At 73.1% G+C, this 25,061-nt stretch carries 21 protein-coding genes; 11 read left to right on the plus strand and 10 right to left on the minus strand.

Going from position 1 to position 25,061, the window contains the following annotated elements; genetic code table 11:
• Positions 1 to 11: 11 nt before the first annotated feature.
• Positions 12 to 698 carry a DUF998 domain-containing protein gene (locus tag L1785_RS18495; RefSeq protein WP_236090773.1) on the plus strand — a complete coding sequence of 229 codons (687 nt, stop codon included), beginning with the start codon at positions 12 to 14 and terminating at the stop codon, positions 696 to 698.
• Here L1785_RS18495 and L1785_RS18500 read toward each other — a convergent pair.
• Positions 688 to 1,359 (minus strand): TetR/AcrR family transcriptional regulator, encoded by a 672-nt coding sequence (locus tag L1785_RS18500; protein WP_236090774.1) that lies wholly within the window; start codon positions 1,357 to 1,359, stop codon positions 688 to 690. The two genes, L1785_RS18495 and L1785_RS18500, sit on opposite strands and share 11 nt — an antisense overlap.
• A gap of 110 nt (positions 1,360 to 1,469) precedes the next feature.
• Between L1785_RS18500 and L1785_RS18505 the strand changes: the two genes are divergently transcribed.
• Positions 1,470 to 1,880: a hypothetical protein gene (locus L1785_RS18505; RefSeq protein WP_236090775.1), complete on the plus strand. Its 411-nt coding sequence runs from the start codon at positions 1,470 to 1,472 to the stop codon at positions 1,878 to 1,880.
• 91 nt (positions 1,881 to 1,971) lie between these two features.
• Positions 1,972 to 4,746 carry an FtsK/SpoIIIE family DNA translocase gene (locus tag L1785_RS18510; RefSeq protein WP_236090776.1) on the plus strand — a complete coding sequence of 925 codons (2,775 nt, stop codon included), beginning with the start codon at positions 1,972 to 1,974 and terminating at the stop codon, positions 4,744 to 4,746.
• A gap of 49 nt (positions 4,747 to 4,795) precedes the next feature.
• Here L1785_RS18510 and L1785_RS18515 read toward each other — a convergent pair whose 3' ends face one another.
• Complete coding sequence (locus L1785_RS18515) at positions 4,796 to 6,145, minus strand: CapA family protein (protein WP_236090777.1); 1,350 nt, start codon at positions 6,143 to 6,145, stop codon at positions 4,796 to 4,798.
• Between the two features lie 86 nt (positions 6,146 to 6,231).
• Between L1785_RS18515 and pgsA the strand changes: the two genes are divergently transcribed.
• From pgsA to L1785_RS18530, 3 genes are all read left to right on the plus strand, one after another.
• On the plus strand, positions 6,232 to 6,834 hold the full coding sequence (gene pgsA / locus L1785_RS18520; RefSeq protein WP_236090778.1) for a CDP-diacylglycerol--glycerol-3-phosphate 3-phosphatidyltransferase: 603 nt from the start codon (positions 6,232 to 6,234) through the stop codon (positions 6,832 to 6,834).
• Positions 6,831 to 7,352: a CinA family protein gene (locus L1785_RS18525; RefSeq protein ID WP_236090779.1), complete on the plus strand. Its 522-nt coding sequence runs from the start codon at positions 6,831 to 6,833 to the stop codon at positions 7,350 to 7,352. Before pgsA ends, L1785_RS18525 begins: the two co-directional genes overlap by 4 nt.
• Positions 7,353 to 7,623: 271 nt before the next feature.
• Positions 7,624 to 7,977, plus strand: a complete 354-nt coding sequence (locus L1785_RS18530; protein ID WP_236090780.1) for a helix-turn-helix domain-containing protein — start codon at positions 7,624 to 7,626, stop codon at positions 7,975 to 7,977.
• A gap of 99 nt (positions 7,978 to 8,076) precedes the next feature.
• Here the strand turns inward: L1785_RS18530 and L1785_RS18535 are convergent, their stop codons facing one another.
• Positions 8,077 to 8,922, minus strand: coding sequence for a DNA-formamidopyrimidine glycosylase family protein (locus L1785_RS18535; protein WP_236090781.1), 846 nt, complete (start codon positions 8,920 to 8,922; stop codon positions 8,077 to 8,079).
• Between the two features lie 3 nt (positions 8,923 to 8,925).
• Entirely contained in the window at positions 8,926 to 14,289 is a 5,364-nt protein-coding gene (locus L1785_RS18540; RefSeq protein WP_236090782.1) for an Lhr family helicase, read from the minus strand.
• 42 nt (positions 14,290 to 14,331) lie between these two features.
• On the opposite strand from L1785_RS18540, the gene L1785_RS18545 reads away from it, so the two are divergent.
• From L1785_RS18545 to L1785_RS18555, 3 genes are all read left to right on the plus strand, one after another.
• Complete coding sequence (locus L1785_RS18545; RefSeq protein WP_236090783.1) at positions 14,332 to 14,565, plus strand: DUF3046 domain-containing protein; 234 nt, start codon at positions 14,332 to 14,334, stop codon at positions 14,563 to 14,565.
• 253 nt (positions 14,566 to 14,818) lie between these two features.
• Positions 14,819 to 16,003: a recombinase RecA gene (gene recA, locus L1785_RS18550; RefSeq protein WP_236090784.1), complete on the plus strand. Its 1,185-nt coding sequence runs from the start codon at positions 14,819 to 14,821 to the stop codon at positions 16,001 to 16,003.
• A 103-nt stretch (positions 16,004 to 16,106) separates the two neighbouring features.
• Positions 16,107 to 16,793: a regulatory protein RecX gene (locus L1785_RS18555; RefSeq protein ID WP_236090785.1), complete on the plus strand. Its 687-nt coding sequence runs from the start codon at positions 16,107 to 16,109 to the stop codon at positions 16,791 to 16,793.
• A 152-nt stretch (positions 16,794 to 16,945) separates the two neighbouring features.
• On the opposite strand, the gene L1785_RS18560 is transcribed toward L1785_RS18555, so the two are convergent.
• From L1785_RS18560 to L1785_RS18575, 4 genes are all read right to left on the minus strand, one after another.
• Entirely contained in the window at positions 16,946 to 17,821 is an 876-nt protein-coding gene (locus L1785_RS18560) for an amino acid ABC transporter permease (protein WP_236090786.1), read from the minus strand.
• Positions 17,818 to 18,507, minus strand: coding sequence for an amino acid ABC transporter permease (locus L1785_RS18565; protein WP_236090797.1), 690 nt, complete (start codon positions 18,505 to 18,507; stop codon positions 17,818 to 17,820). Before L1785_RS18565 ends, L1785_RS18560 begins: the two co-directional genes overlap by 4 nt.
• 111 nt (positions 18,508 to 18,618) lie before the next feature.
• Positions 18,619 to 19,473 (minus strand): glutamate ABC transporter substrate-binding protein, encoded by an 855-nt coding sequence (locus L1785_RS18570; protein WP_236090787.1) that lies wholly within the window; start codon positions 19,471 to 19,473, stop codon positions 18,619 to 18,621.
• Positions 19,474 to 19,515: 42 nt separating this feature from the next.
• A complete protein-coding gene (locus tag L1785_RS18575) occupies positions 19,516 to 20,340 on the minus strand; it encodes an amino acid ABC transporter ATP-binding protein (protein WP_372461885.1) in 825 nt (274 codons plus the stop codon).
• A 160-nt stretch (positions 20,341 to 20,500) separates the two neighbouring features.
• Between L1785_RS18575 and miaB the strand changes: the two genes are divergently transcribed.
• The gene (gene miaB / locus L1785_RS18580; protein ID WP_372461886.1) at positions 20,501 to 22,258 is read left to right on the plus strand and encodes a tRNA (N6-isopentenyl adenosine(37)-C2)-methylthiotransferase MiaB; all 1,758 of its coding nucleotides are present in this window, start codon (positions 20,501 to 20,503) and stop codon (positions 22,256 to 22,258) included.
• A 507-nt stretch (positions 22,259 to 22,765) separates the two neighbouring features.
• Here the strand turns inward: miaB and L1785_RS18585 are convergent.
• Together L1785_RS18585 and L1785_RS18590 are read right to left on the minus strand one after the other, a co-directional pair.
• The gene (locus L1785_RS18585; RefSeq protein ID WP_308113378.1) at positions 22,766 to 23,473 is read right to left on the minus strand and encodes a type III secretion system chaperone family protein; all 708 of its coding nucleotides are present in this window, start codon (positions 23,471 to 23,473) and stop codon (positions 22,766 to 22,768) included.
• Positions 23,470 to 23,946, minus strand: a complete 477-nt coding sequence (locus L1785_RS18590; RefSeq protein ID WP_236090788.1) for a type III secretion system chaperone family protein — start codon at positions 23,944 to 23,946, stop codon at positions 23,470 to 23,472. The genes L1785_RS18585 and L1785_RS18590 overlap by 4 nt, the downstream gene beginning before the upstream one ends.
• 277 nt (positions 23,947 to 24,223) lie before the next feature.
• On the opposite strand from L1785_RS18590, the gene L1785_RS18595 reads away from it, so the two are divergent.
• Positions 24,224 to 24,907 carry a hypothetical protein gene (locus tag L1785_RS18595; RefSeq protein ID WP_236090789.1) on the plus strand — a complete coding sequence of 228 codons (684 nt, stop codon included), beginning with the start codon at positions 24,224 to 24,226 and terminating at the stop codon, positions 24,905 to 24,907.
• Positions 24,908 to 25,061 lie beyond the last annotated feature (154 nt).

Here is a 25,061-nt window from a genome sequence, read left to right on the forward strand (position 1 = left end):
GGGAGGCCACCATGTCCAGCACCGCCCGTCCCGCCCGCTCCGGCGCCTTCGACATGGGCGCGGCCGTCACCCGGTCGCTGCTCGGCTGGGGCGTCGTGGCCGGCCCGTTCTACCTGGTCGTCGGGCTCACGCTGGCCCTGACCCGCAAGGGCTTCGACTTCTCGACCCACCCCCTGAGCGTCCTCATGCTCGGGGAGAGCGGCTGGATGCAGACCGGCAACCTGGGCCTCAGCGGACTCATGGTGCTGGCGGCGGGGGTTGGCCTGGCTCGCGCGGGCGCGCGGGGCGCGGGCGTGGCCGTGGCGATCTTCGGCGTGTCGATGGTCGCGAGCGCGGTCTTCCCTCCCGACCCGATCGGGGGCTTCCCGGCGGGCGCACCCGAGACGACGACGCCGTCCCTGTCGAGCCTGCTGCACCTCGCGTTCGGCGGGGTGGGTTTTGTGTCGCTCACGGTCGCGGCCTTCCTGCTCGGTGGTTGGCTGTCCCGCCAGGGGGAGCGGGGAGCGGCGGCAGTCTCCAGGACGGCCGGGGCGGTCGTGCTGGTCGGCTTCCTCGGTGGCGTCGTGCTGGGGCCGAGCGGGATGGTGCTCCTGTGGCTCGCGGTCGTGGCCGGCTTCGCCTGGCTGCTGGTCGCGTCGCTCCGGGTCTACCGCGCGGTCCCGCACCCGGACGGCGTCCGGGGGACCGTCACGGCCTGACGGGGTCCGCCCGCAGCAGGCCAGGGCCCACCGTCCCCGCGGCCTCCGCGTACCGCCGCTCGCGCGTCGCGGCGTCACCCGGCAGCAGCCCCGCAAGCTCCAGGGTCACCAGCCCGTGGACCAGTCCCCACAGGCCCACGGCGGCGCTCTCGACACGCTCGGGCGGGGCGCCGCCGAGGACCCGCGCGACGGCGTCGCGCAGCACGCCGAAGGTGGGTCGTTGCGTGGCAGGCACCGGCAACGTCTCGCCGTCGGCCGCGGTGCCCGACGGCGGCCCGCCCGCCTCGCGTGCGTCCGCGGCCACTCCGGTGCGCGCCTCGGGCGGCACGGCCCGGTCGAACATGACGCGGTAGAAGTGCGGGTCGGCCAGGGCGCTCTCCCGGTAGGCGAGGCCGAGGGCGACGAGGTCGGCGCCGGGGTCGTCGGTGCGCGGCGCGGCGCCCAGGTGCGTGGCGAAGCGCCGGAACCCCTCTTCGCTGACGGCGGCGACGAGGTCCTCCCGTGACCCGAACAGCGCGTAGACGGCTGACGGGCTGGTCCCGGCCTCGGTGGCGACGGTGCGAACGGTGACGGCGGCCTCGCCGCCCGACGAGATCGCTCGGGAGGCGACCTCGAGGAGGCGGGTGCGCAGTGCGTCGTCGTGCAGCCGGGGTCGTGCCATGCGGCGAGTCTAGGAGGCTTGACGCCGGTTTGCGAACGGTGTTTTATAACAGTGTTCGCAAATCGCGGACGCGACAGCCACCAAGCAGCTGCCGGACCGAGGGGACCACCATGCTGGAGCTCACCGACGCCGCCCGGGTCACCGCGGGAGTCGTCCTGCTGACCGTCGTGACCATCGAGTCGGGCGGGTTCTTCCTGCTGGCCGTCGCCCGCGGCAAGGCGCCCGCGACCGACTTCCAGAGGGCCTTCTACCGCGCGGGCCATGCGCACGCCGGCGTGCTCGTGATCCTCGGCCTGCTGTGTGTGCTGCTCACCGAGGTGACCTCACTGACCGGGTTCGCGCGGTGGGTCGCGGCCACGGGCGTGCTGTGCGCGGCGATCGTCATGCCCGCGGGCTTCTTCTTCTCCGCGATGGGTGCGGGGCGCATGCGACCGAACCGTGCGGCGGTGCTGTTCCCCGTCGGGGCGGTGTTCATCGCGTCGGGCGTGGTGACGCTCGGGGTCGGCCTGCTGACCGCCTGAGGCAGGCGCCCGAGGGCGGCGCAGCGGCTAGAGGACACACCGGGCAGGCCTGCCGTGGACTGTCAGCAGCCGCCGGTACGGTGAGCACATCATGGCGACCCGCACGACGACACCGCGAGCGACCAAGAAGTCCGCCGCGAAGCGCACCTCGGGCGGCAGGACGTCCCAGCGTCCGGCTGCCCGCCCCGCCGCCGCGCCCGCGGCCCCTGCCGGCCCGTCGTGGCCGGTCCGGGCGGTCCGCGGGGCCTGGCTGGGCGTGGCCCACACTGTCGGCGGGGTGACGCGCTCGATCAGCAAGGGGGCGCAGGACCTGGACCCCGAGCACCGCAGGGACGGCCTCGCTTTCTTCCTCGTGGCGCTGGCCGTGGTGGTCGCGGCCCGCGAATGGTGGGGGATCGACGGGGCCTTCGGCGACGGCGTGCACGCCGTGGTCGCGGGCACGCTCGGGCTGGCGGGGGTCGCCCTTCCCGTGCTGCTCGTGTGGCTCGGCGTGCGGCTCATGCGCCACCCCGAGCGCGCCCAGGCCAACGGGCGCGTCGCGATCGGCGTGACGCTCCTGACGATCGCGGTGTGCGCGCTCGTGCACGTCGCGAACGGGGCACCCGGGCTGTCGGGCGGGTTCGAGGGCGTCCGGGAGGCGGGCGGGGTGATCGGTTACCTCGCGGCGACGCCCGTCGTGGCCGGCCTGACCGAGTGGTTCGCCGTCCCGCTGTTCGTGCTGCTCGCCCTCTTCTCCGTCCTCGTCGTCACCGCCACTCCCGTGCACCGGATCCCGGATCGGCTGCGCGGCATCTACGACCTGCTGACGGGAAACCACCGCGCCGCGGATCCCGAAGGCCCTGACGCCCTGGCCCTCGCCGACGGCGTGTCCAGGCACGACGGAACCGAGCCGACCCGGTCCCGCACCGGGCGCAAGCGCCCGACGCGCGCCGAGGCCGCCGCGGAGCGGGCCAAGCTCGAGGGCTTCGCAGGAGACGAGGCCTTCGAGAAGGCCGCGCTGCTGGAACGCGAGGCCGAGGCCGCACGCGTGGCCAGGGCGGACACCCGCGGCGACAAGGCGACCACCCAGGTGCTCCCCGTCGGTGCCGGCGCGGCGAGCGGCGACCAAGGTGCGCTGCCCACGCCGGGCGCGCGGCCGGCGTCGGCCGGCGAGCTTCGCCTGCCTGAGGCGAGCTCGCCGCTGCCCCGCGGCGAGCAGCCGATGTTCGACGGCGACACCGTCTACGTGCTGCCCGACGAGGACCTGCTGGTGGCGGGACCGCCGCACAAGACGCGCTCCGCCGCGAACGACCGCGTGGTCGAATCGCTCACGGGCGTGTTCGAGCAGTTCGACGTCGACGCCCGCGTCACGGGGTTCACGCGCGGGCCGACGGTCACGCGCTACGAGGTCGAGGTCGGGCCCAAGGTCAAGGTCGAGCGCATCACGTCCCTGTCGAACAACATCGCGTACGCGGTGGCGAGCGCCGACGTGCGGATTCTGTCGCCGATCCCGGGCAAGTCGGCGATCGGCATCGAGATCCCGAACTCCGACCGCGAGACGGTGGTCCTGGGCGACGTGCTGCGCTCGTCGGCGGCCCGGCGCACCGAGCACCCCATGGTCATGGGCGTGGGCAAGGACGTCGAGGGCGGCTACGTCATGGCGAACCTCGCCAAGATGCCGCACATCCTCGTCGCGGGCGCCACGGGGGCCGGCAAGTCGAGCTTCATCAACTCGATGATCACGTCGATCCTGATGCGGTCCACGCCCGAGCAGGTGCGGCTCGTGCTGGTGGACCCCAAGCGCGTGGAGCTCACGATCTACGAGGGCATCCCGCACCTCATCACGCCCATCATCACCAACCCCAAGAAGGCCGCCGAGGCGCTCGACTGGGTGGTACGCGAGATGGACGCGCGCTACGACGACCTGGCCGCGTTCGGGTACAAGCACCTCGATGACTTCAACGCGGCCGTGCGGTCGGGCAAGGTCAAGCCGCTGCCCGGGTCCGAGCGCAAGATCGCGCCGTACCCGTACCTGCTCGTGGTGGTCGACGAGCTCGCCGACCTCATGATGGTGGCCCCGCGCGACGTCGAGTCGTCGATCCAGCGCATCACGCAGCTCGCACGCGCCGCGGGCATCCACCTCGTGCTGGCCACGCAGCGTCCGTCGGTGGACGTGGTCACGGGCCTCATCAAGGCCAACGTGCCGTCCCGGCTCGCCTTCGCGACGTCGTCGGTCACCGACTCGCGCGTGGTGCTCGACCAGCCGGGCGCGGAGAAGCTCATCGGCCAGGGTGACGCGCTGTTCCTGCCCATGGGCGCGGCCAAGCCGATGCGCGTCCAGGGCGCGTGGGTCACCGAGTCCGAGGTGCACGCCGTCGTAGAGCACGTGAAGGCGCAGCTCAAGCCCGTGTACCGGCAGGACGTCACGGTCGCGGCCACCAAGAAGCAGATCGACGACGACATCGGCGACGACCTCGACCTGCTCCTGCAGGCCGCGGAGCTCGTGGTCACCACGCAGTTCGGCTCCACCTCGATGCTGCAGCGCAAGCTGCGCGTCGGGTTCGCCAAGGCGGGGCGCCTCATGGACCTGCTCGAGTCGCGTGAGATCGTCGGGCCCTCCGAGGGCTCCAAGGCGCGCGACGTCCTCGTCACCCCGGACGACCTCCCGTCGGCGCTCGCCCTCATCCGCGGCGACGGCCCCCAGCTCTTCGACCAGGCCGGGGTGTCCGACGGCGGCGCGGCCGGTTCGGCCGGCGCCTCGCCCGGGCCCGGGGGCGCCCAGGCCCGGGGAACCGGCGGGTACGGCGACCCGTACGCCGAGGGCACCGCAGGTAACCTGCCGCCCGTGGCGAAGGAGTACTACGACGACGCAGACGACCTGCGCTGATCCTGCGCAGGGTCACCTTGCGGAGAGCAGGCCCGCCGGGTCGGCGGCGTCACGGGCTGCGGGTCACCACGGGCGGGTCGCCCGTCGGGGTCGGCGGGGCGACGAGCTCCGGCGCCTGCGTCCCGGCCGCCGCGCGGACGAGGTCCTGGCGCCGGATCAGCTCTTCCTTGGACAGAGTGCCGGAGGCCGGGTCGGCAAGGGCGTCGGCGATGGTGCGCAGCCGGTGCCCGGCTCTCAGGTCCACCGTGGTCGCCGTCCACCCGGCGCCGGTGACGCGAGCGGGCCCGCGCGGCTCCTGCGTCACGGTCACGGTCAGCAGGAGGCCGGAGCTGGTGCGCGGATCGCAGCAGTCCTTGCCCTGGTTCGAGATCAGGTTGCCCAGCCCGTACGCGACCCACATGCCCCCGTCCCCCGGTCCGCCCGGCAGGTGCTCGACCGGCTGGGGCACGTGCGCGTGGTGTCCCACCAGCAGGTCCACCTGGCCCGACGCCGCCAGGAGCCCGGCGACCTCACGCTGCCGCGCGGTGGGATCCTGGACGTACTCGACGCCCTCGTGGAGGCTCACGACGACGAGGTCCGCTCCGGCCGCGCGGGCCGCCGACGCCTGGGCGACGAGACGGTTCACGTCCGTCAGGTCCACGGCCCAGGGAGCCTCCTCGGGGATCTGGAGGCCGTTGAGGCCGTACGTGCTGGCCAGGTGAGCAACCGTGAGCTGCCGACCGCGCCGCTCCAGGACATACAGCTGCGGCTGCGCCTGCTCGACGGCGTCGCGTGCCGTGCCGGTGTGGCCCATCCCGGCGGCGTCCAGGGCGTCGAGTGTCGCTGTGACACCCCCGAAGCCGCGGTCCACCGCGTGGTTGGACGCCGTGGAGCAGCCGTCCCAGCCTTGCTCCTGCAGGTCGGTGACGAGCTGGGGCGGCGCACCGAAGAGCGGATACCCGCTGGCCGCGGTCCCGGGCGGGGCGACCGGCGCCTCCAGGTGGCACAGGGCCAGGTCCGCGCCACGCACCCACGCATCGATCCCGGCAAGCAGGGGTGAGAAGTCGAGGACGCCTCCACGCGACGCCGAGGTGGTGACCGGCGCGTGCGGGAGGACGTCGCCGCCCGCGAGGATCGTGAAGGTCGCGGGGCGCTCCGTCGGCGGCGACGGCACCTGCTGAGGGGCGGGGCCGGGTCCCGCACCCCCCGGGGCGGTCTGCGCGGCCGGTGAGGCGGCGGGAGTCGTGAGGTCCGGCATCGGCTGGCGCGACGGTTCCGGCGTCGTGCTGGCCGAGGACGCGTCCGCGGGTGCGGGGCCGCAGGCCGCACTCGTGAGCGCGATCCCCGTGAGCATGCCTATGACCAGGGCGGCCGCGGCAGCACCGCGGTCCCATGGCCCGGATCGCCGGACATGCGCCATGGTCGCGATCGTAGTGGTTGCCGGTCCACTCGCGGGCCGGCGGGCGTGGGTCCGGGTGAACCCTGACCCACCGATAGGCTGGACCAATGGTCAGTACCGAGCCGTCACCATGGAACATCGCCAACGGCGTCACGATGATCCGCATCGCGCTCGTCCCGGTCTTCGCGTGGGCACTCCTCGCCGAGGGCGGCGACTCCGTGACGTGGCGGCTGGTCGCGACGGCGATCTTCCTGGTCGCCGCGCTGAGCGACAAGGTCGACGGCTACCTCGCGCGCAGCCGCGGGCTGATCACCGATCTCGGCAAGCTGCTCGACCCCATCGCCGACAAGCTGCTCGTCGGCGCGGCGCTCGTCCTGCTGTGGTGGCCGCTCGGCGAGCTGCCGTGGTGGGTGCCGGTGGTCATCCTCGTGCGGGAGCTCGGGATCACCGGGATGCGGATGGCAGTGCTGCGGTACGCCGTGATGCCGGCCTCGCGTGGCGGCAAGCTGAAGACCGTGCTGCAGGCCGTGGCGATCATCGGCTTCCTGCTGCCGCGTGACGGCCTGCCGTGGCTGACCGTGATCTCGTGGGTGGTCATGGCGGCGGCGATCGTCGTCACGGTCGTCACCGGCGTCGAGTACGCATACCAGGGCTGGCGGATCCGGCGAGATGCGCTGCGCGCCAAGAGCACCGGGTCGGGTGCCGCATGAGCGCGCCGGAGCTGCTCGAGGCGGCCGCCGCGCGCGGCTGGACCGTGGGTGTGGCCGAATCGCTCACGGGCGGCCTCGTCACCGCGACGCTCGTGTCCGTCCCGGGAGCGTCCGCCGTACTCCGCGGCGGGATCGTCGCGTACGCGACGGACCTCAAGGCGGGCATCCTCGGCGTCGACGCCGACCTGCTGAACGAGTACGGGTCTGTCGACCCCCGGGTCGCCGCGCAGATGGCGACGGGCGTGCGGGTGGCGACAGGCGCCGACATCGGGCTGGCGACGACCGGCGTCGCCGGTCCGGACCAGCAGGACGGCAAGGAACCGGGGCTCGTCTACGTCGCCGTGAGCACGCCGGACGCCGAGGAGGTGCGCCGCCTCGACCTGCTGGGGGGCCGGTCACAGGTGATCGGCGACGCAGCCCGCGGGGTGCTGGAGCTGGCGGTCGAGATGCTCGGGGCGCCGACGACGGAGGGTGCCGTTCACGACACCCCCGATGTTTCGGACGTTACAGGCGGGTGAATCTTCTTGGCAAATTCTTGTACAGGTCTTGACGTAGAGGTACTTCGGGAACAAGGCTCGAATCACTGACGTTGGACGCGGTGTGATTGCCAACAGGCCGGAAGGCCGCACCTGGCGCCAGAACCAGAACTCCTCGGGCGCGGGGTACGGTAGGACAACCCCCGCTCGTGGGGGGCGCACTACTGGACGCAAGGCCCGCACTACGGTCCCGGCGCGAGCTGGGGCCCCGGATGCGGTGAGGAACGGGACAGGCACGGGAAGGGGGCGCGAGATGGTCGTACTACGACGAGAGATCGGTGACGTGCTGCGTGATGCGCGGCAACGTCAGGGACGCACCCTGCGCGAAGTGTCCTCCGCGGCACGCGTGTCCCTGGGGTACCTGAGCGAGGTGGAACGAGGACAGAAGGAAGCCTCCTCGGAGCTTCTCGCGTCGATCTGCGAGGCACTGGACATGCCGATGTCGCTGATCCTGCGCGAGGTGAGCGACCGCATCGCGGTCGCCGAAGGCTTCCAGATCCCGGACACGATCCCGGCGGACCTCATGGCGGGCTTCCTCGCCAGGGGCGGGGACCGTTCCGCACAGCGCCGGGACGTCGAGCGCGTGGACCTCGCGCCCGTCGGCTGACCCGAACCTGCACACAGCGGGCGTCCCACCGTCGGGTGGGACGCCCGCTTTGCTGTGCCGGGGCGTGCCGGGGCGTGCCGGGGGGTGCCGGCGCGGGGCTCAGCCGGGCGCTGCCGCCTGGCAGGTGGGACACCAGAAGACCGGCCGCTCGAACGGCTTCTCGTTGGCCGTCCCGACGGCGATCGGCGTGCGGCACCGACGGCACGGCTTGCCGGCCCGGCCGTGCACGCTCACCTCGACCGCCGACAGGCCGCGCGTGCGTCCGATCGCGACGCTGCGCTCCATCAGCCGCCGTGCAGTGAGAAGCAGCGCGTGGCGCTCTTCGTCCGTGAGCTCGCCGGCGGGCGTCCATGGCCACAGGCGGCGGGCGTACAGCGACTCGGCCATCCAGATGGTGCCCAGTCCAGCGACGGTCCGCTGGTCGAGGAGCGCGTCGCACAGCGGGCGCCCGGGGGCAGTTCCGAGGCGCTCTACGGCGCCGTCGATCCCTGGGCGCGCCTCCGCCGGGACCGGCGTACCGTCTGCGACGTCCAGCCCGGCCTCGACGAACTGCGGTCCGAGCACGTCCGGCCCCAGGCCCTCGAGCAGACGCGGCTCGTCGCGCGTGCGGACCAGGTCCAGCATGCCGAGGTACCAGCCGGTGCACGTCCAGTGCGCGGTGGCGAGTACCGCCCTGATGTTCGGGTTCCGTACCCCGGCCTCGCGCGTGCCGGTGCGGGCAACCCGCCAGAAACCCTCCATGCGCAGGTGTGTGTGGATCGTGCGGCCGTCGTCGAGCCGGGTGAACAGGTGCTTGCCGTAGGAGGCGGTCTCGAGGGCGGTCGCGCCGACCAGGTTCACCCCACCGACGGTCGGCCAGCGCAGCTCGGCCCGGACGAGCGGGCCGGTGGCGAGGGCGGCGGACAGGCGCTCGGCCGTCAGCCGCAGGGCGTCACCCTCGGGCACGGCTCACCCCCGCAGCCGCAGACCGCGTGGCGTGACTCCGAAGCCGGCCGAGACGAGAGCGGCCGCCGTGGCCGGCGGGCCGGGGACGTCACGCGAACCGGCCCGCGACGTTGCCTCGAGCGCAGGCACGCCGTCGACCCGCTGAACGAGGACCTTGCCGAGCCGCCCGGTGCGTACTGCCTCGGCGAGCGCCGCGGCGGCCGTCGCGACGCGCGGCCACGGATGCCCGAACGACAGCACCGTGCGCCCGCCGCGCTCGACGTAGAGCACGAGGTCGCCGTCGACGAGCACCACGACGGCCCCGGCCTTGCGCCCGGGCCTGTGCGTGCCGCCCTCGACGGCGGGGGCGGTGCCCGTCGGCGTGCCGCTCCCGGCGCTCCTCTCGGCCATGAGGGCGGAGCCGGCCGCGTCGTCGCTCACTGCGTCTGCCCAGGGGGCTGCAGGGGTCGCCTGCGCCGCACCCGCCGCGGCGACCGTCCCGGCCGGGAGGTGGGCTGGGGCGCTCGCGCCCGGGGTTCTCATGCCACCCGGGGTGCTCGTGCCGGGTGTGCTCGCGTCGCGGGCGCCCGTGCCTGACGTGCCGGTGCCCGGCGCGGCCGACGACGTCGTCGCAGGCCAGGCGAGGGCCGCCCCGAAGGGGTTGGCCGGGTCGAGGGCCGCGAGGACCACCGCGCCCCGCGTGGTGCTGCGGGGGCCAGGTGGACCGTCGCCGTCCGGGCCTGGCCCCGCCGAGGACGGGTCGGCCGCGAGCTCGAGTATCCGCGTGCGGTCCTGGGCGTCCACCCGGAGCCGGTCCACGGCGCCCGGCAGCGCGAACTGCGAGCCGCCGAGGTGCTCCACGAAGTAGCCGCGCCGGACTGCGCCTCGTTCCTCGAGCTCCGACAGCACCCGGTACACGTCGCGGAACCCGCCGGTGACGCCCTCGGCCGCCGCGGCCGCCCGGGTGAGCACGCCGTGCCGATCCAGCAGAACCTGCGTGAGAGCGTGCGCGCGCAGCGTCGGGTCCGTCTCGCGCGCCGGCAGCGCGGACCAGCGCCCGCCGCCGCCGGGCACTGTCACGCTGCGCAGGCCTCCGGCCACGCCGCGAGCGGTCGTGCCCGTCCCGGCCGGGCCGGTCCCCGCCCCCGCCATGCCGGTCGCGGCCCGACCTGCCACTACCCCTGCACCGCCGCCCGCGAGACCGAGCGCCGACGCCGGGCGCCCGGGTGACAGGGCGAACCGTGACCGCCGCACCGGCCGGGCGCGCCCGGGAGCCCGCGGCGCGCGGTGGGCGCCGCCTCCGACACCGAGGCGTTCGCGCAACGCGCCCAGCCCGTCGTTGGTGAGCCAGCCGGCCCACACCAGGTCCCACAGCGCCTCGAGCACCTCGCCGGGGGGCGCAGCGACCAGCTCCGCGATCCGCGGCAGGAAGAACCCACCGGAGCCGGTAAGGAGGTCGAGCACGGCACGGTGCAGGTCTGAGTCGAGCGGCCCGCCCTCCTCGACGGGCTCGAGCGCGGGCAGCGTGAGGGCGGCCGAGTCAGCGAGGTGCAGCGAGACCAGCCCGTCGCCCCCGCCCGAGCCGGGAAGCCGCGCGTGCCCGGACCACAGCACCTCGCCCGCGACAGTGAGCTCGTCGAGCACGGCGGGGGAGTAGTCCGCGATGCGCGCGGGCAGTACCAGGGTCTCCAGTGCGGAGGCCGGGACCGCCGCACCCGCGAGCTGCTCGACAACCTGCAGGAGTCCGTCGGTGCCGCGTAGCGGCGCGGACCCGCCGATACCCTGCCAGCGCGGCAGGAACACTCCGAGCGCCTCCGGCTCGACGGGCTCGACCTCGGCGCGCAGGGCCGCGAGCGATCGCCGCCGCAGCACGCGCAGGACGCCGGGGTCGCACCACTCGTCGCCGACCCCGCCGAGGGCGTCGGGTCGCAGCCGCCCGCGCACCAGCACGCCCGTCGCCTCCAGCCGGGCGAGCGCGGAGCCCGCGACGGCGACGCCGAGCCCGAACCGCCGAGCGACGTCCGATGCCGGGAACGGCCCGTGCGTGCGGGCGTGCCGACGCAGCAGGTCCCCGAGGGGGTCGGGCACCGGCTCGGTGAACGCCTCCGGGATGCCGGACGGGAGCGCAGCGCCCAGGGCGTCCCGCAGCCGGCCGGCGTCCTCGGCGACGGCCCACTGCTCGACCCCGGCGACCCTGACCCGGATCGCGCGCCGGGAACGCTCGAGACCAGCGAGCCATCCGGCCACCTCCGCGGACTCGGCGGACCGCGCCTCGAGCGCGGACACGGGGTGCGGGCCGGTGCGTCGCAGCAGGTCCCACAGGCCCTCCGCGTCTCGCGCCCGCCGGTCCGGAGCCAGCCCTTGCAGCTCGTCCTCGGTGCGCCGGACGGCGTCCGGGTCGAGCAGGTCCGCCAGATCGGCCGCGCCCTGCTCGCCGAGCAGCTCGGCGAGCAACGCCGGGTCCAGCGACAGGGCGGCCGCGCGGCGCTCGGCCAGTGGCGCGTCGCCGTCGTACAGGAACTGTGCGGTGTACCCGAACAGGAGCGACTGCGCGAACGGCGACGGCGACGGGGTCGTCACCTCCACCACCCGCACGGTGCCCGACGCCACGTCCCGCATCAACCCGGACAGCGCGGCGACGTCGAAGTCGTCCTGCAGGCACTCGCGCGCCGCCTCCAGGACGATCGGGAAGTCCGGAAACTGCGACGCAACCTCCAGCAGCTGCGCCGACCGGTGCCGCTGCTGCCACAGCGGCTGCCGGCGGTCGGGCCGGCGTCGCGGCAGCAGCAGCGCGCGCGCCGCCGCCTCGCGGAAGCGGGCGGCGAACATGACCGACCCGCCCAGCTCGTCGCGCACCGCGCCCAGCACCTCGTCCGGGTCCAGGAGCAGGTCCTCGAGCGTCACGCTGCCCGACGACGCCGACGTCGTCCCCGAACCGCCGTCCCACGTCTCGGGGGCTCCCCACCCTTCACCGGTGTCCGGCAGGCGCAGCACGATGCCGTCGTCGGCGTGCATCGCCGCCACGTCGACGCCGTACCGCTCGCGCAGCCGCGCGCCGATGACGAGCGCCCACGGAGCGTGGACGCGCGCGCCGAGCGGCGAGTGGATCACCACGCGCCAGTCGCCCAGCTCGTCCCGGAACCGTTCCACGACCACGGTGCGGTCGTCCGGTACGCGGCCCGTCGCCGCGCGCTGCTCGGTCAGATAGGCCGCCAGGTTCTCTGTCGCGAACGTGTCGAGGCCTTCGGCCCGGAGGCGCTCGCGGCCGTCGGCCGGGTCCGCGGCCAGAACAGCATCTGTCTCGCGTACGAACGCTCCGACGGCACGGCCCAGCTCCGCGGGACGGCCCGGCGAGTCTCCCTTCCAGAAGGGCAGGCGACCCGGCAGGCCGGGCGCAGGGGAGACGAGCACCCGGTCCGGCGTGATGTCCTCGATGCGCCACGTGCTCGACCCGAGGGTGAACGTGTCGCCCACGCGGGACTCGTAGACCATCTCCTCGTCGAGCTCGCCGACCCGGCGACCGCCTCGGGTCCGCCCGGCCGGGGCGTCGCCCAGGGTGACGTCGCCCGCGGAGGCTCCGCCGTCGGAGACCGGCTGCTCTGCCGCGAGGAAGACGCCGTACAGGCCACGGTCCGGGATGGTGCCGCCGCTCGTCGCGGCCAGGCGCAGCGCGCCCGGACGGCCGCTCAACAGGCCGGTGATGCGGTCCCAGACGATCCGTGCCCGGAGCTCGCCGAAGTCCTCGCTGGGATACCGGCCGGCGAGCATGTCCAGCACCGCCCGCCACGTCGCGTCCCCCAGGCCGCCGAACGGCGCCGCGCGACGGACCAGGGCCAGGAGGTCGGCCTCGTCCCACTCGTCGACCGCGAGCGAAGCGACGATCTGCTGCGCCAGCACGTCCAGCGGGTTCGCCGGAACGTGCAGGTGCTCGATCTCGCCCTGGCGCATGCGCCGGGCGATAACGGTCGCGGGCACGAGGTCGCCCCGGAACATCGGGAACACGATGCCCTTCGACACCGCCCCCACCTGGTGCCCGGCGCGTCCGATGCGCTGCAGCCCGCTCGCGACCGACGGCGGGGCGCCCACCTGCACCACCAGGTCCACCGCGCCCATGTCGATGCCGAGCTCGAGCGACGACGTCGCGACGACCGCGGGCAGCCGACCCTCCTTGAGCTCGCTCTCCGTGCGGGTGCGCTCCGCGCGGCTCATCGAGCCGTGGTGGGCGCGGGCCAGGACGGTGGCAGATTCCGGCTGTGTGGACACCGCCTCCGGCATGCCGCGGCCCGGTCGCGCGGGCGGGCCCGCCACGCCGGCGGCCGTGCCGGACTGGCCCGGTAGGAGGGCCGACCAGGTGGCTCCCGGCTCCGCTACCTCGACGCCCTCGCGCTGCGCCCACACCTCGTTCATGCGGGCCGTGAGCCGCTCTGCACCGCGGCGCGAGTTCGTGAACACCAGCGTGGAGGTGTGCTCGGCCACCAGGTCGACGACGCGCTCCTCGACGTGCGGCCACACCGACGCGCGCCGCGGTGCGCCGGTGGCCGCACCCGACAGGTCTGGACCGGGCAGGCCGTCGCCTCCGGGTCCGTCCGGGCCGCGGCCCGGCTCCGGCGTCGCGGCGTCGAGGTCCGCGAGGTCCGGGACCGGGACCACCACATCGATCGCCCACCGCTTCGTCGCCGGCGGCTGGACCACCGTCACCGGCCGCCCTCCCTCGGCGGGCGGCCGGTGGCCGCCGAGGAACGTCGCGACCGCCTCGACCGGCCGCACCGTCGCGGACAGGCCGATGCGCTGTGCGGGGCGGTCCAGCAGCGCGTCGAGCCGCTCCAGGCTCACCGCGAGGTGAGCCCCGCGCTTGGTCCCGACGACCGCGTGGATCTCGTCCACGATCACCGTCTCGACGCCCGCGAGGCCCGCGCGTGCGGCTGACGTCAGCACGAGGAACAGCGACTCCGGGGTGGTGATCAGCACGTCGGACGGGCGCGTGGCGAACGCACGGCGCTCGCTCGCGGGCGTGTCGCCCGTGCGCATCCCCACCGTGACGTCCTGCACCTCGACCCCCTCGCGCGCGGCTGCCTGGCGGATGCCCGCCAGCGGCGACCGGAGGTTGCGCTCCACGTCCGCGGCCAGGGCCTTGAGGGGCGAGACGTACAGGACCCGGCACCGCCGCTCGCGCGACGGCGCAGGCTCGGTCGTGAGCCGGTCGATCGCCCAGAGGAACGCCGCCAGCGTCTTGCCCGAACCCGTGGGGGCCACGACCAGGGCATGATCGCCGCGCGCGATCGCGTCCCACGCGCCGGACTGGGCGGCGGTGGGCTCGGCGAATGCGCCGGAGAACCACGCACGGGTGGCAGGGCCGAAACGCGCGAGCGGGTCGATGGACTCGGGCATGACCCCATTCTTGCCGGGACCACTGACACATAGGCTGGGCGAGTGCGAAATCGCGAGTTCTGGCAGCTGGTCGACGAGGTCTTCGGGCCTGCATACGGGCGCACGCTCATCCGCGAGCAGGTGCTGCCACGGCTCGATGACCGGACCCCCGCGCAGGCGCTCGAGGCCGGCGTGGACCCGCGTGACGTCTGGCACGCGCTGTGCGACGCCCTCGACGTGCCGGACACGCAGCGGTGGGGCGCGGACAAGCACCGGCAGGCGCCGCCCCGTCGGTGAGCTCCGAGTCGCTCGGGAGCTGGCGCCGGGTTGTCGGCAGTGGAATGCGCGCGACACACCGTGTGACGGGCTTGCATCGAACACCCGTTCGCCTAGACTTTGACCACAGGCGCGGATTTCGGAACGTCGTCGACAGGCGGCGGCCGGAGCAGGCATCCGTGTCAGTGGCTCCGCGTACGGTCGTCCACGAAGGCACCACGGAGCCATCCATCCCGGCGCGCACATCGCGCCCCAGAACACAAAGGTGACGCACATGCCCGCACCGGCAGACCGCGAGAAGGCGCTCGAGGCAGCCCTCGCCCAGATCGACCGCAACTTCGGCAAGGGCTCGGTCATGCGCCTCGGCGACGAGACGCGCGCGCCCGTCGAGGTGATCCCGACCGGCTCCATCGCGCTCGACATCGCGCTCGGCATCGGCGGGCTGCCGCGCGGCCGCGTCGTCGAGATCTACGGCCCCGAGTCCTCCGGAAAGACCACGGTGGCGCTGCACGCCGTGGCCAGCGCCCAGCGGGCAGGCGGGATCGCGGCGTTCATCGACGCCGAGCACGCGCTCGACCCGGACTACGCCAAGAAGCTGGGCGTCGACACGGACGCCCTTCTGGTCTCGCAGCCGGACACCGGCGAGCAGGCGCTCGAGATCACGGACATGCTGATCCGCTCGGGCGCGCTGGACATCATCGTCATCGACTCGGTCGCGGCCCTCGTGCCCAAGGCCGAGATCGAGGGCGAGATGGGTGACAGCCACGTGGGTCTGCAGGCCCGCCTCATGTCGCAGGCGCTGCGCAAGCTCACGGGCGCGCTCAACTCCACCGGCACCACCGCGATCTTCATCAACCAGCTGCGCGAGAAGATCGGCGTGTTCTTCGGCTCCCCCGAGACCACCACCGGTGGCAAGGCCCTGAAGTTCTACGCGTCGGTCCGCATGGACATCCGCCGCATCGAGACCCTCAAGGAGGGCACGGAGGCGGTGGGCAACCGTACCCGCGTCAAGGTCGTCAAGAACAAGATGGCTCCGCCGTTCAAGCAGGCGGAGTTCGACATCCTGTACGGCGTGGGCATCTCCCGCGAGGGCGGCCTCATCGACATGGGCGTGGAGCACGGGTTCGTCCGCAAGTCCGGCTCGTGGTTCACGTACGACGGCGACCAGCTCGGCCAGGGCAAGGAGAATGCCCGCTCGTTCCTGCGGGACAACCCCGACCTCGCGGCGGAGCTCGAGAAGCGGATCAAGGAGAAGCTCGGGGTCGGCGCGCGCGTCGACGCTCCGGCGGAACAGGCGCCGGCCGTCCCGGTGCCGGGAGACCCGGTCGCTGCGCCGGGTTCCGGCACCGTTGCCGCGACCTCGTCGTCCGCCAAGACCACCGCCACGGCCAAGGCCACCACCGCGACGAGGTCGCGGGCCAAGGCGGCACCCGCCAAGACCGAGGCAGCACCGTTCTGACCTTGCAGTACGGTGGGCGCGCGAGCCGTCGCGGCGTGGGGAAGCGTCGCGGCGGCTCGCGACGTACGGGGCGCGAGCCGCGCCGGACGGAGGTGTTGTGACGGTGACCGAGCACGCCTGGCCGGAGCCCGGCACAGGGCCGGCCGGCCATGATTCGGCTCGCACGGAGGGCTCGGATCAGCCTCGCGAACGCGCGCGCCGGGGCGGCCGCAACGCTCGTGGGCCCCAGGGCCCGCGCGAGCCGCGCCGGACCGTCGCCGAGCTCCTGGAGTCCGGCGAGCTGACGCTCGACGACGCGAAGGAACGGGCCCGAGAGACGGTGCTGCGCATCCTCACGGCGTCACAGAAGTCGCGCCGGGAGCTCGAGCAGGCGCTCGGCCGCAAGGGCTATCCGGAGCACGTCGTGGCCTCGGTCCTGGACCGGTTCGACGAGGTCGGCCTCGTCGACGACGCCACGTACGCCGAGACGATCGTCCGCACGCGGCACGCCGAGCGCGGGCTCGCGCGGCGGGCGATCGCCACGGAGCTGCGGCGTCGAGGGATCGACGACGACACCGCGGCCGGTGCCCTCGACCAGCTCGACGAGGACGACGAACGCGACACTGCCGCCCGCCTCGCGACGCGGCTCATCGCCCGCACGCGCGGGCTCGACCGCGACGTCCGCGTGCGCCGGGCGGTCGGCGCGCTCGCCCGCAAGGGCTACGCGCCGGGCCTGGCGTTCGGGCTGGTCCGCGACGCCCTCATGACCGAGGGCGAGGACACGGACGACCTGGACGTCGGCATCGAGTGATCCCGGCCGACCCAGGAGGCACACCGCCCCATGCCGGGGATCGCGAGGGCGTCTCCAGCCACCCCGAGCGGCCACCGCGAGAGACACGAGGGGTGTCCGTCCCGGTCCGGGACGGACACCCCTCGTGTGTCTCGCGGTCAGCCAGGCTCCGCTCAGTGCGGTTCAGGCACCACCGGGGCCGCCACCGGGTTTCCGATCCCCACGCCCTCGACCGTCTTCCCGGACGTCCGGGAGGAGAGCGTGAGGGAGAGCCGGTGTGCCAGCACGGACAGCAGCCAGTTGAGCACGATGAAGACGAGCGCGGCGACGGTGAGCGCCTGCAGCGGGTTCTGCTCGCCGGAGGCCAGGATCTGCGTGGCGCGGAGCAGCTCGGGGTACGCGATGAGCGTGCCCAGAGCGGAGTCCTTGAGGACGACCACCAGCTGGGAGATGACCGCGGGCAGCATCGCGACGAGCGCCTGGGGCAGCAGGACGGACCGGAGCGACTGCGCGCCCGTCAACCCGACCGCAAGCGCCGCCTCGCTCTGCCCGCGCGGCAGGTTGCGCACGCCGGACCGCACGAGCTCGGCGATGACGGACCCGTTGTACAGGACCAGGGCCACCACGACGGCTGCGTACGGCCGGTCGGGGACCCACGTCAGCTGGCGCGAGAAGAAGACCCACAGGAAGAACATCATGAGCAGCACCGGCACGGCGCGGAAGAACTCCACGACCACGCCGCTGAGCACGCGCACCAGCGGGTTGAGAGACAGCCGCCCCACCCCGAACAGGACACCGAAGGCGACGGCCCCGACCGTGGCGAACGCGGCGGCGCGCAGCGTGTTCTGCAGCCCAGGCAGGTAGTAGAACTGCCAGGCGCGACCGTCGAGCGCGGCGACCCAGAGCGCCGGGTCGAGCTGCCCCTGCTGCGCGAGCACGACCAGCACGAACACGACGACGCCTGCCACGACGACTCCGCTGGCGACGTTTCCGAACATGACGAGCCGGCGACCGCGGGGGCCGGGGGAGTCGAACAGCACGGAGCTCATCGCTTCACCGCCAGTCGGTCGGAGAGCCAGGTGGTGACGACCCCGATGGGGATCACGAGCACGACGTAGCCCAGCGCGAAGATGAAGAAGATCAGGTACAGGTGGTCGGGTCGGAACTCGATCATCAGCCTCATCGTGGACGCGGTCTCCCAGGACACGGAGCCGGCGGCGGCGACCGTCGAGTTCTTCAGCAGCGCGATGAGCGTGTTGCCGAGCGGTGCGATCGACCCCCGGAACGCCTGCGGCAGGATGACGAGCCGTGCGGCAGCGAGGAACGGCAGCCCGATCGCGCGCGCGGCCTCCGCCTGTCCCACTGGCACGGTGTTCACGCCGGAGCGGATCGCCTCGCACACGAACGCCGCGTGGTAGATCGCCAGGCCGATGACCGCGAGACGGAAGAAGTTGTCGTTGAAGCCCGGTGCCAGCGTCACGGCGAACAGCGTCCACACGACGAGCACCATGAAGATGATGATGACCGTCAGCGGCGTGTTGCGGATGACGTTCACGTACGCGGTGCCAGCGAACCGGAGGGACGCGATCGGCGAGATCCGCATGAGCGCCAGCACGGTCCCGAGCGCGAGTGCGATGAGGGCGGCCCAGAACGTCAGCTGGATGTTCGTCCAGAACGCGCCCACGACGTTGAAGCGCTCAAACAGCTCGCCGAGTTCGGCGAAGTAGTCGTCCACTGTCACCTTCCGAGGAATCGTTGCGTCAGGTGCCCGACGCTGCTGCGGCGACGCAGGACTGGTCGCCTCCCTCCGGAGGCGACCAGTCCGGCATCGGGCCGAGTGGCGACGTCAGGCGCAGGGCGCCGGCGTCGGCGGGTTCAGCTCCGCGTTCGGGGTGTAGCCCGTGCCTTCGGTGTTCTTGGCGACGAGCTCCTCCCAGGTACCGTCCTCGATCATCTCGGTGATCGCGGCGTTGATGTCCTCGCAGAGCTCGCTGCCCTTGGGCAGGCCCACGCCGTAGTTCTCCTCGGAGAACGGGGCGCCGACGACCTTGAACTTCCCGGCGTTCGCCTCGGTGGCCGCGAGGCCGGCGAGGATGATGTCGTCCGTGGTGACGGCGTCGACCTGGCCCGCGCCGAGGGCCGTCACACACTCGGCGTAGCCGGGGCGCTCGAGGAGGTTCACGCCGGTGGCGTAGTTGTCCTTGATCTTCTGTGCGGACGTCGAGCCGGTGACGGAGCAGAGGTTCTTGCCCTCGAGCGTCTCAGGACCCGTGATGTCCGTGTTGTCCTCGGCGACGAGGAGGTCCTGGCCGGCGACGAAGTACGGGCCCGCGAAGTCGATGACCTCCTTGCGCGCGTCCGTGATGGAGTACGTCGCGAAGATCATGTCGACGTCGCCGTTCTGCAGCATCGTCTCGCGGTTCGCGGAGATCGACTCGACGAACTCGATCTGGTCGGCCGAGTAGCCGAGCTTGTCGGCGACGTAGGTCGCCACGTCGACGTCGAAGCCCGTGAAGGTGTCGGCGTCCTGGTAACCGAGTCCCGGCTGGTCGTACTTGATGCCGATCCGGATGGTCCCGCCGCCCTCGGCGGTGGTCGCACCCTCGGTGGGCTCCTCGCCGACCTCACCGCCGCCACATGCGGACAGCGAGAGCGCGGCAGCCGCGGCCACGGCCATCAGCCGGATGGTGTGCTTGCGCATGGTTCCCCTTCGTTGTTCCAACAGATGATTCAGTGGGTCGGGTCAGTGAGGCAGGATCTTCGACAGGAAGTCGCGTGCCCGATCCGACTTCGGGGCGGTGAAGAACTCCTCGGGGGGAGCCTCCTCGACGATCTGCCCGTCGGCCATGAAGACGACGCGGTCGGCCGCCTTGCGGGCGAAGCCCATCTCGTGGGTCACGACGATCATCGTCATGCCCTCACGGGCGAGCGCCACCATGGCGTCGAGCACCTCGTTGACCATCTCGGGGTCGAGGGCCGACGTCGGCTCGTCGAACAGCATGACCTTGGGCTGCATCGCCAGGGCGCGGGCGATCGCGACGCGCTGCTGCTGGCCGCCCGAGAGCTGCGCCGGCATCTTGTTCGCCTGGTTGGCCACGCCCACGCGGTCGAGCAGGGCCCTCGCCTGGTCCGCCGCGGCCTTCTTCGGCGTGCCGCGTGCCTTGCGCGGCCCGAGCGTGACGTTGTCCAGCACCGTCTTGTGCGCGAACAGGTTGAACGACTGGAACACCATCCCGACGTCCGCCCGCAGCCGGGCAAGCGCGCGCCCCTCCTCGGGCAGCTTCTGCCCGTCGATCGCGATGGTGCCGGTGTCGATCGTCTCCAGCCGGTTGATCGCACGGCACAGCGTCGACTTGCCCGAGCCGGAGGGGCCGATCACGACCAGCACCTCGCCCTTGCGGACGGTCAGGTTGATGTCCTTCAGCACGTGCAGCGCACCGAAGTGCTTGTTCACTCCCTCGAGCTCCACCAGCGGCTCGCCCGTCGCGCGGTCCGTGGTCGCGGTGCCCGACGTCGGCCGGGGCGCGCTCGAAGCCACAGGTTCGTCCGTGATCGCCTCGTGGTCCATCCCTCGAACCTAACGAGCGGATGTTTCGAGGGCCAACGAGACAGGTCATCCCTTGACAACGGTTCGGTAACAGATGCCTGGTATGGGGGTTTGTGGGGTCTTCGCCCCAGCCCCGGCCGCGTTGCCAGCGTCTCACCGGTCGGACCGTAGAATTGCTCCGATGTCCGCTCCCACGCTCTCCCAGACCACGCCCCCGGACGCGGCGACGATCGCGTCCGCGGGCGCCGACGTGCACGCCGAGGCGCAGCGCACCTACATGCTGCGCACGCTGGGCTGCCAGATGAACGTGCACGACTCCGAGCACATGGCCGGCATGCTCGAGCAGGCCGGCTACGCCCCCGCGTCCAAGGAGGACGAGGCGAGCAGCAGCGCTGACGTCGTGGTGATCAACACGTGCGCGGTGCGTGAGAACGCGGCCAACCGCCTGTACGGCAACCTGGGCCAGCTCGCGAGCATCAAGGCGCGGCGCCCGGGCATGCAGATCGCGGTGGGCGGGTGCCTGGCGCAGAAGGACCGCGGCGACATCGTGGCCAAGGCGCCGTGGGTCGACGTCGTGTTCGGCACGCACAACCTCGACGCCCTGCCGGTCCTGCTGGAGCGCGCCCGGCACAACGAGGCGGCCCAGGTGGAGATCGCCGAGTCGCTGCAGGTCTTCCCGTCGACGCTGCCCACCAAGCGCGAGAGCGTCTACGCCGGCTGGGTCAGCATCAGCGTGGGCTGCAACAACACGTGCACCTTCTGCATCGTGCCGCACCTGCGCGGCAAGGAGCGCGACCGCAGGCCGGGCGAGATCCTCGCCGAGGTGGAGGCGCTCGTCGCCGCGGGTGCCATCGAGGTGACGCTCCTCGGCCAGAACGTGAACAGCTACGGCGTCGAGTTCGGCGACCGCGGCGCTTTCGCCAAGCTCCTGCGCGCGTGCGGGCAGATCGCGGGCCTGGAGCGGGTGCGCTTCACGTCACCGCACCCGGCGGCTTTCACCGACGACGTCATCGCCGCCATGGCCGAGACCCCCAACGTGATGCCGCAGCTCCACATGCCGCTGCAGTCCGGTTCCGACCGCGTCCTGCGCGCGATGCGCCGCTCCTACCGCTCCGAGAAGTTCCTCGGCATCCTCGATCGCGTCCGCGCCGCCATGCCGGACGCCGCGATCACCACCGACATCATCGTCGGCTTCCCGGGCGAGACCGAGGAGGACTTCCTCGAGACGATGCGGGTCGTGGAGGCGTCGCGGTTCTCGTCGGCGTTCATCTTCCAGTACTCGCCGCGCCCCGGAACCCCCGCCGCCACCATGGAGGGGCAGCTCCCCAAGGAGGTCGTGCAGGAGCGGTTCGAGCGCCTCCTCGCCCTCCAGGAGCGCATCTCGGGGGAGGAGTCCGACGCGCAGGTCGGACGTACGCTCGAGGTGCTCGTCGCCGAGGGCGTCGGCAAGAAGGACGGCGCCAAGCACCGCCTCTCGGGCCGCGCGGCGGACAACAGGCTCGTCCACTTCGCGGTGCCGGCACTGGCCGATCCTCGGGGTCCCCGCGAAGTACCGCAGCGCAGCGAGGACACTTCGTGGGGTGAGGGCGTCGGCCGCTCGCCCCTCGCAGGCGACCTCGCCCAGAGCGCGGGGCCGGCCGGGGCGGGGCTGCCCGAGCAGCCCGTGTCGTTGGACGACCCGCGCCTCGCCGCCGTCGTCGACCCGCGCCTTCCGCGTCCGGGCGACGTCGTGTCGGTCACCGTGACCCAGGCCGCGCCGCACCACCTGATCTCCGACTCCGCGCTGACCGGCGGCTTCGCCGTGCGCCGCACCCGGTCCGGCGACGCGTGGGCCGCGCGGGAGAAGGCGCGGCTCGGCGGGGGAGAGGACGAGCACTCCCACGGCACACCGGCACCGTCGGGCCCGGTCTCGCTGGGCCTGCCGACGCTGCGGCGCTGACGCAGGGCGGGCCTCAGCGGCCCGGCGTGCCCTGCGCCAGGTAGCGGGCTCGGGCCTACTGCAGAGAGTGACGATCGAAGGCCGAGAGTGATGCGACCGGGTCGGGCATCCTTCGATGGTGTCCACCACGCTGACGTCGTCTCGAGGACGACGACGGCCGTCGCTCAGGGGCGCGTGGCCGACATCCGGGAGTAGCGCGCCCACTGGCGGATCGTCGTGATGACGAACCAGATCCCGAGACCGGCCAGCGGGTAGACGAGGAACCAGGGGAACGGATCACCCTCGACGAAGCTCTTGGATCGCGAGCCCTCGATGTGGTTGACCTGAGCGTTCCACCAGCCGAACCACGTGAAGGCCGTCGCGTGCAGGCCGTCCCACTCGTCGCGGAACTGGTCACCGTTCCCCCCTGCGTTCGCCCGCGGCCGTCTCGCCCAGACCCTAGGTGAACGAGGCGATGGGGACGTCTCCCCTATGGGGTCCTCACGGGCGCCGGCAGTTCGTGGGGTTCTACTTCGCGCCGTCCGCCGGGTCCGGCTCGTCGTCCTCGTGGCCGGCCGACTCGCCGCGCGCGCCGTCTCCGGGGGTCGGGTCGCCGAGGATGTCGTCCCCGGGCCGGTCGTCCGTCACGGGCTGGCCCGGGTCCTCGTCCGGGTCGTCGGGGTCGTGCTCCGCGTGCCCGTCGGGCGGGGCGAGCGACGCCACCGTCGAGAAGAACTGGCTGGCCGTCACGAGCCCGCACGAGACGGTCTGTGCCAGCTGGTCCTCGGTCGCCCCGTGCTCGAAGTCCACCGACACCTCGGCGTACAGCGCGAGCCCGGACGCCTCCTCGCGCGTGTACACCTTGGGCCAGATGCGCTCGCGGTTCCAGTCGTTCGCGGCCTGCAGCACGGCGAGCCGCGAGCCGGGCGGCAGGGTGCCCGCCCAGCGTCCGCGCACCTGCAGGATCTCGTCGTGCTCGCCGAGCAGGAGGAACCAGAACCGGTTGCCGTCCCAGGTGCCGGTGACGTCGCCGTCGTCGTCGATGCGGAAGCGGTAGCCGCGCCGCGCGAGGTCGTCGCCGATGCGCTGCGTCGACAGCGGCCGTGGCCGCTCGATGTCGGCCCCGGTGAGGGTGCGGGTGCGGCCCCCGGGCACGGTCCGGACCGGCAGCCGCGGGTTGAGCAGGCGGGCGAGCCAGCCGCCGCGCCCAGGGCCGCGGTTCCAGGCGGGGCTCACGGGGCGCTCCGCAGGGGATCGGGGTACGTCTCGTCCAGGTGCTCGAAGAACATCGAGCCGGTCGTCAGCCCGCACTGCAGGAGCTGGTCGAGCTGGTCGTCGGTGACGCCGTGCTCGAGGTCGACCGTGACCTCCGTGTAGACGAGGACGGCGCCGTTGTCCCTGACGCGCACGTACGTCTTGGGCCAGATGCGCTCGGCGTTCCACTCGTTGCACAGCTCGAGGACCTCCTCGAGCCGCTCGATCGTGAGGTCGCGGTGCCACTGCCCGCGCACCTGCAGCACCTCGCTGCCGTCGCCCACGATGAGGAAGTAGAAGAGCCAGCCGTGCCACAGCCCGCCGACGTCGCCCTCGGAGTCGACGAAGTAGCTGAACCCGTTCTCGGTGAGCCAGTCGACGACGCGGTCACGCGTCAGGGGAGCGGGGATCGTGGCGGGGTCGTCGAGGCCGCCGGTGAGCTCTCGCAGGAGCACCCCTTCGACCTGTGCCCGCAGCTCGTCGTCGGTCAGATCCTGGCGCGGTGTGCCGTGAGCTTGGGGGCCGCTGCGATCGCCATCGCCTGCCGAGGACCCATCCCGGCGGCGTGACCCGAAGAACCTCACCCGCCCACACTACCCGGCGCCCGGGGCCGTGGCCTACGCCTCCGCTCCGGGCGAACGGGCGAACAATTCGTCCCGCCATGCCCTCCGACGGGCCGACGGCGACCGTTCGGGCGGCGACCCTCGAGGCTGACACGCTACGTTGGGCCCGATGTCCGTGCGCGCCGTGATCCTGCCCGCCACCCCACTGCTCGTGCCGGGTGTGGCCGGGATGGCGGACGTCCTCGACGACGTGCGCGACGCCGTCCGCGAGGCCCTCGCCGAGATCGTCATGGGCGGCCGGCGCCCGCTCGTCGTGGCGCACGGCGAGGCGCTGCGGCACGGCAGGATGCGTCCGTCCCTGGCGGCGGTGGGCGTCGCCGACACCTGGCTCCGCATACCCGACTTCCGGGGTCACCGCGAGGTACCGCAGCGAAGCGAGGACACCTCGGGGGGTGGGGGCGCCCGTCGCTCGCCCTGGGAGCCACACCTTCCGGTGGCGGGAGTGGGTGCCTCGGTCGCGCTGATGTGCCTCGCGGAGGTCCTCGGCGAGCAGGCCGGCGCGGTCGAGACCCTGGAGCTACCTCCCGCGTGGAGCGATCAGCCGGGCATCTCGGCCGGTGGCGAGTCGGAGGCCAGGGCGGCCGCCGTCGGACACCTGATGGCCGCGGACGGCCTGGTCGTCGCCGGGGGCGGCGTGCCGGGCGGGCTCCTCACGGACCCTGGCGCCCTGGCGCCGGGCGTGGCCGAGGCGCTCGCGGCCGTGGGCGCGGAGTGGACGCCGGAGGTGCGGGTCCTGCCGCAGTCGCACGACCACCTCCCGCCCGAGTACCGGGTGACCCTGCTGCGCGGCTGAGCCGGAGGTGCAGCGCAGGGTGGGTCCGCAGCGGAGCAAGGATCCCGCCCGGAGCGGAACCGCAGGCTCAGCCGCGGCCAACTCGGGCTGAGCCGGAGGTGCAACGCAGTGTGGGTCCGCCACGGAGCAAGGACCAGCCCGGAGCGGAACCGTA

Source organism: Antribacter soli (assembly GCF_021568775.1).
Lineage (GTDB): Bacteria > Actinomycetota > Actinomycetes > Actinomycetales > Cellulomonadaceae > Antribacter > Antribacter soli.

What these genes read in the sequence shown, in the direction of transcription:
- L1785_RS18515 (WP_236090777.1), bottom strand. Translation starts at nt 6,145, where the DNA reads ATGGCGCATGTCCGGCGATCCGGGCCATGGGACCGCGGTGCTGCCGCG.
- L1785_RS18540 (WP_236090782.1), bottom strand. Translation starts at nt 14,289, where the DNA reads ATGCCCGAGTCCATCGACCCGCTCGCGCGTTTCGGCCCTGCCACCCGT.
- L1785_RS18495 (WP_236090773.1), top strand. Translation starts at nt 12, where the DNA reads ATGTCCAGCACCGCCCGTCCCGCCCGCTCCGGCGCCTTCGACATGGGC.
- recA (WP_236090784.1), top strand. Translation starts at nt 14,819, where the DNA reads ATGCCCGCACCGGCAGACCGCGAGAAGGCGCTCGAGGCAGCCCTCGCC.
- L1785_RS18570 (WP_236090787.1), bottom strand. Translation starts at nt 19,473, where the DNA reads ATGCGCAAGCACACCATCCGGCTGATGGCCGTGGCCGCGGCTGCCGCG.
- L1785_RS18530 (WP_236090780.1), top strand. Translation starts at nt 7,624, where the DNA reads ATGGTCGTACTACGACGAGAGATCGGTGACGTGCTGCGTGATGCGCGG.
- miaB (WP_372461886.1), top strand. Translation starts at nt 20,501, where the DNA reads ATGTCCGCTCCCACGCTCTCCCAGACCACGCCCCCGGACGCGGCGACG.
- L1785_RS18575 (WP_372461885.1), bottom strand. Translation starts at nt 20,340, where the DNA reads ATGGACCACGAGGCGATCACGGACGAACCTGTGGCTTCGAGCGCGCCC.
- L1785_RS18560 (WP_236090786.1), bottom strand. Translation starts at nt 17,821, where the DNA reads ATGAGCTCCGTGCTGTTCGACTCCCCCGGCCCCCGCGGTCGCCGGCTC.
- L1785_RS18500 (WP_236090774.1), bottom strand. Translation starts at nt 1,359, where the DNA reads ATGGCACGACCCCGGCTGCACGACGACGCACTGCGCACCCGCCTCCTC.
- L1785_RS18510 (WP_236090776.1), top strand. Translation starts at nt 1,972, where the DNA reads ATGGCGACCCGCACGACGACACCGCGAGCGACCAAGAAGTCCGCCGCG.
- L1785_RS18595 (WP_236090789.1), top strand. Translation starts at nt 24,224, where the DNA reads ATGTCCGTGCGCGCCGTGATCCTGCCCGCCACCCCACTGCTCGTGCCG.
- L1785_RS18505 (WP_236090775.1), top strand. Translation starts at nt 1,470, where the DNA reads ATGCTGGAGCTCACCGACGCCGCCCGGGTCACCGCGGGAGTCGTCCTG.
- pgsA (WP_236090778.1), top strand. Translation starts at nt 6,232, where the DNA reads ATGGTCAGTACCGAGCCGTCACCATGGAACATCGCCAACGGCGTCACG.
- L1785_RS18525 (WP_236090779.1), top strand. Translation starts at nt 6,831, where the DNA reads ATGAGCGCGCCGGAGCTGCTCGAGGCGGCCGCCGCGCGCGGCTGGACC.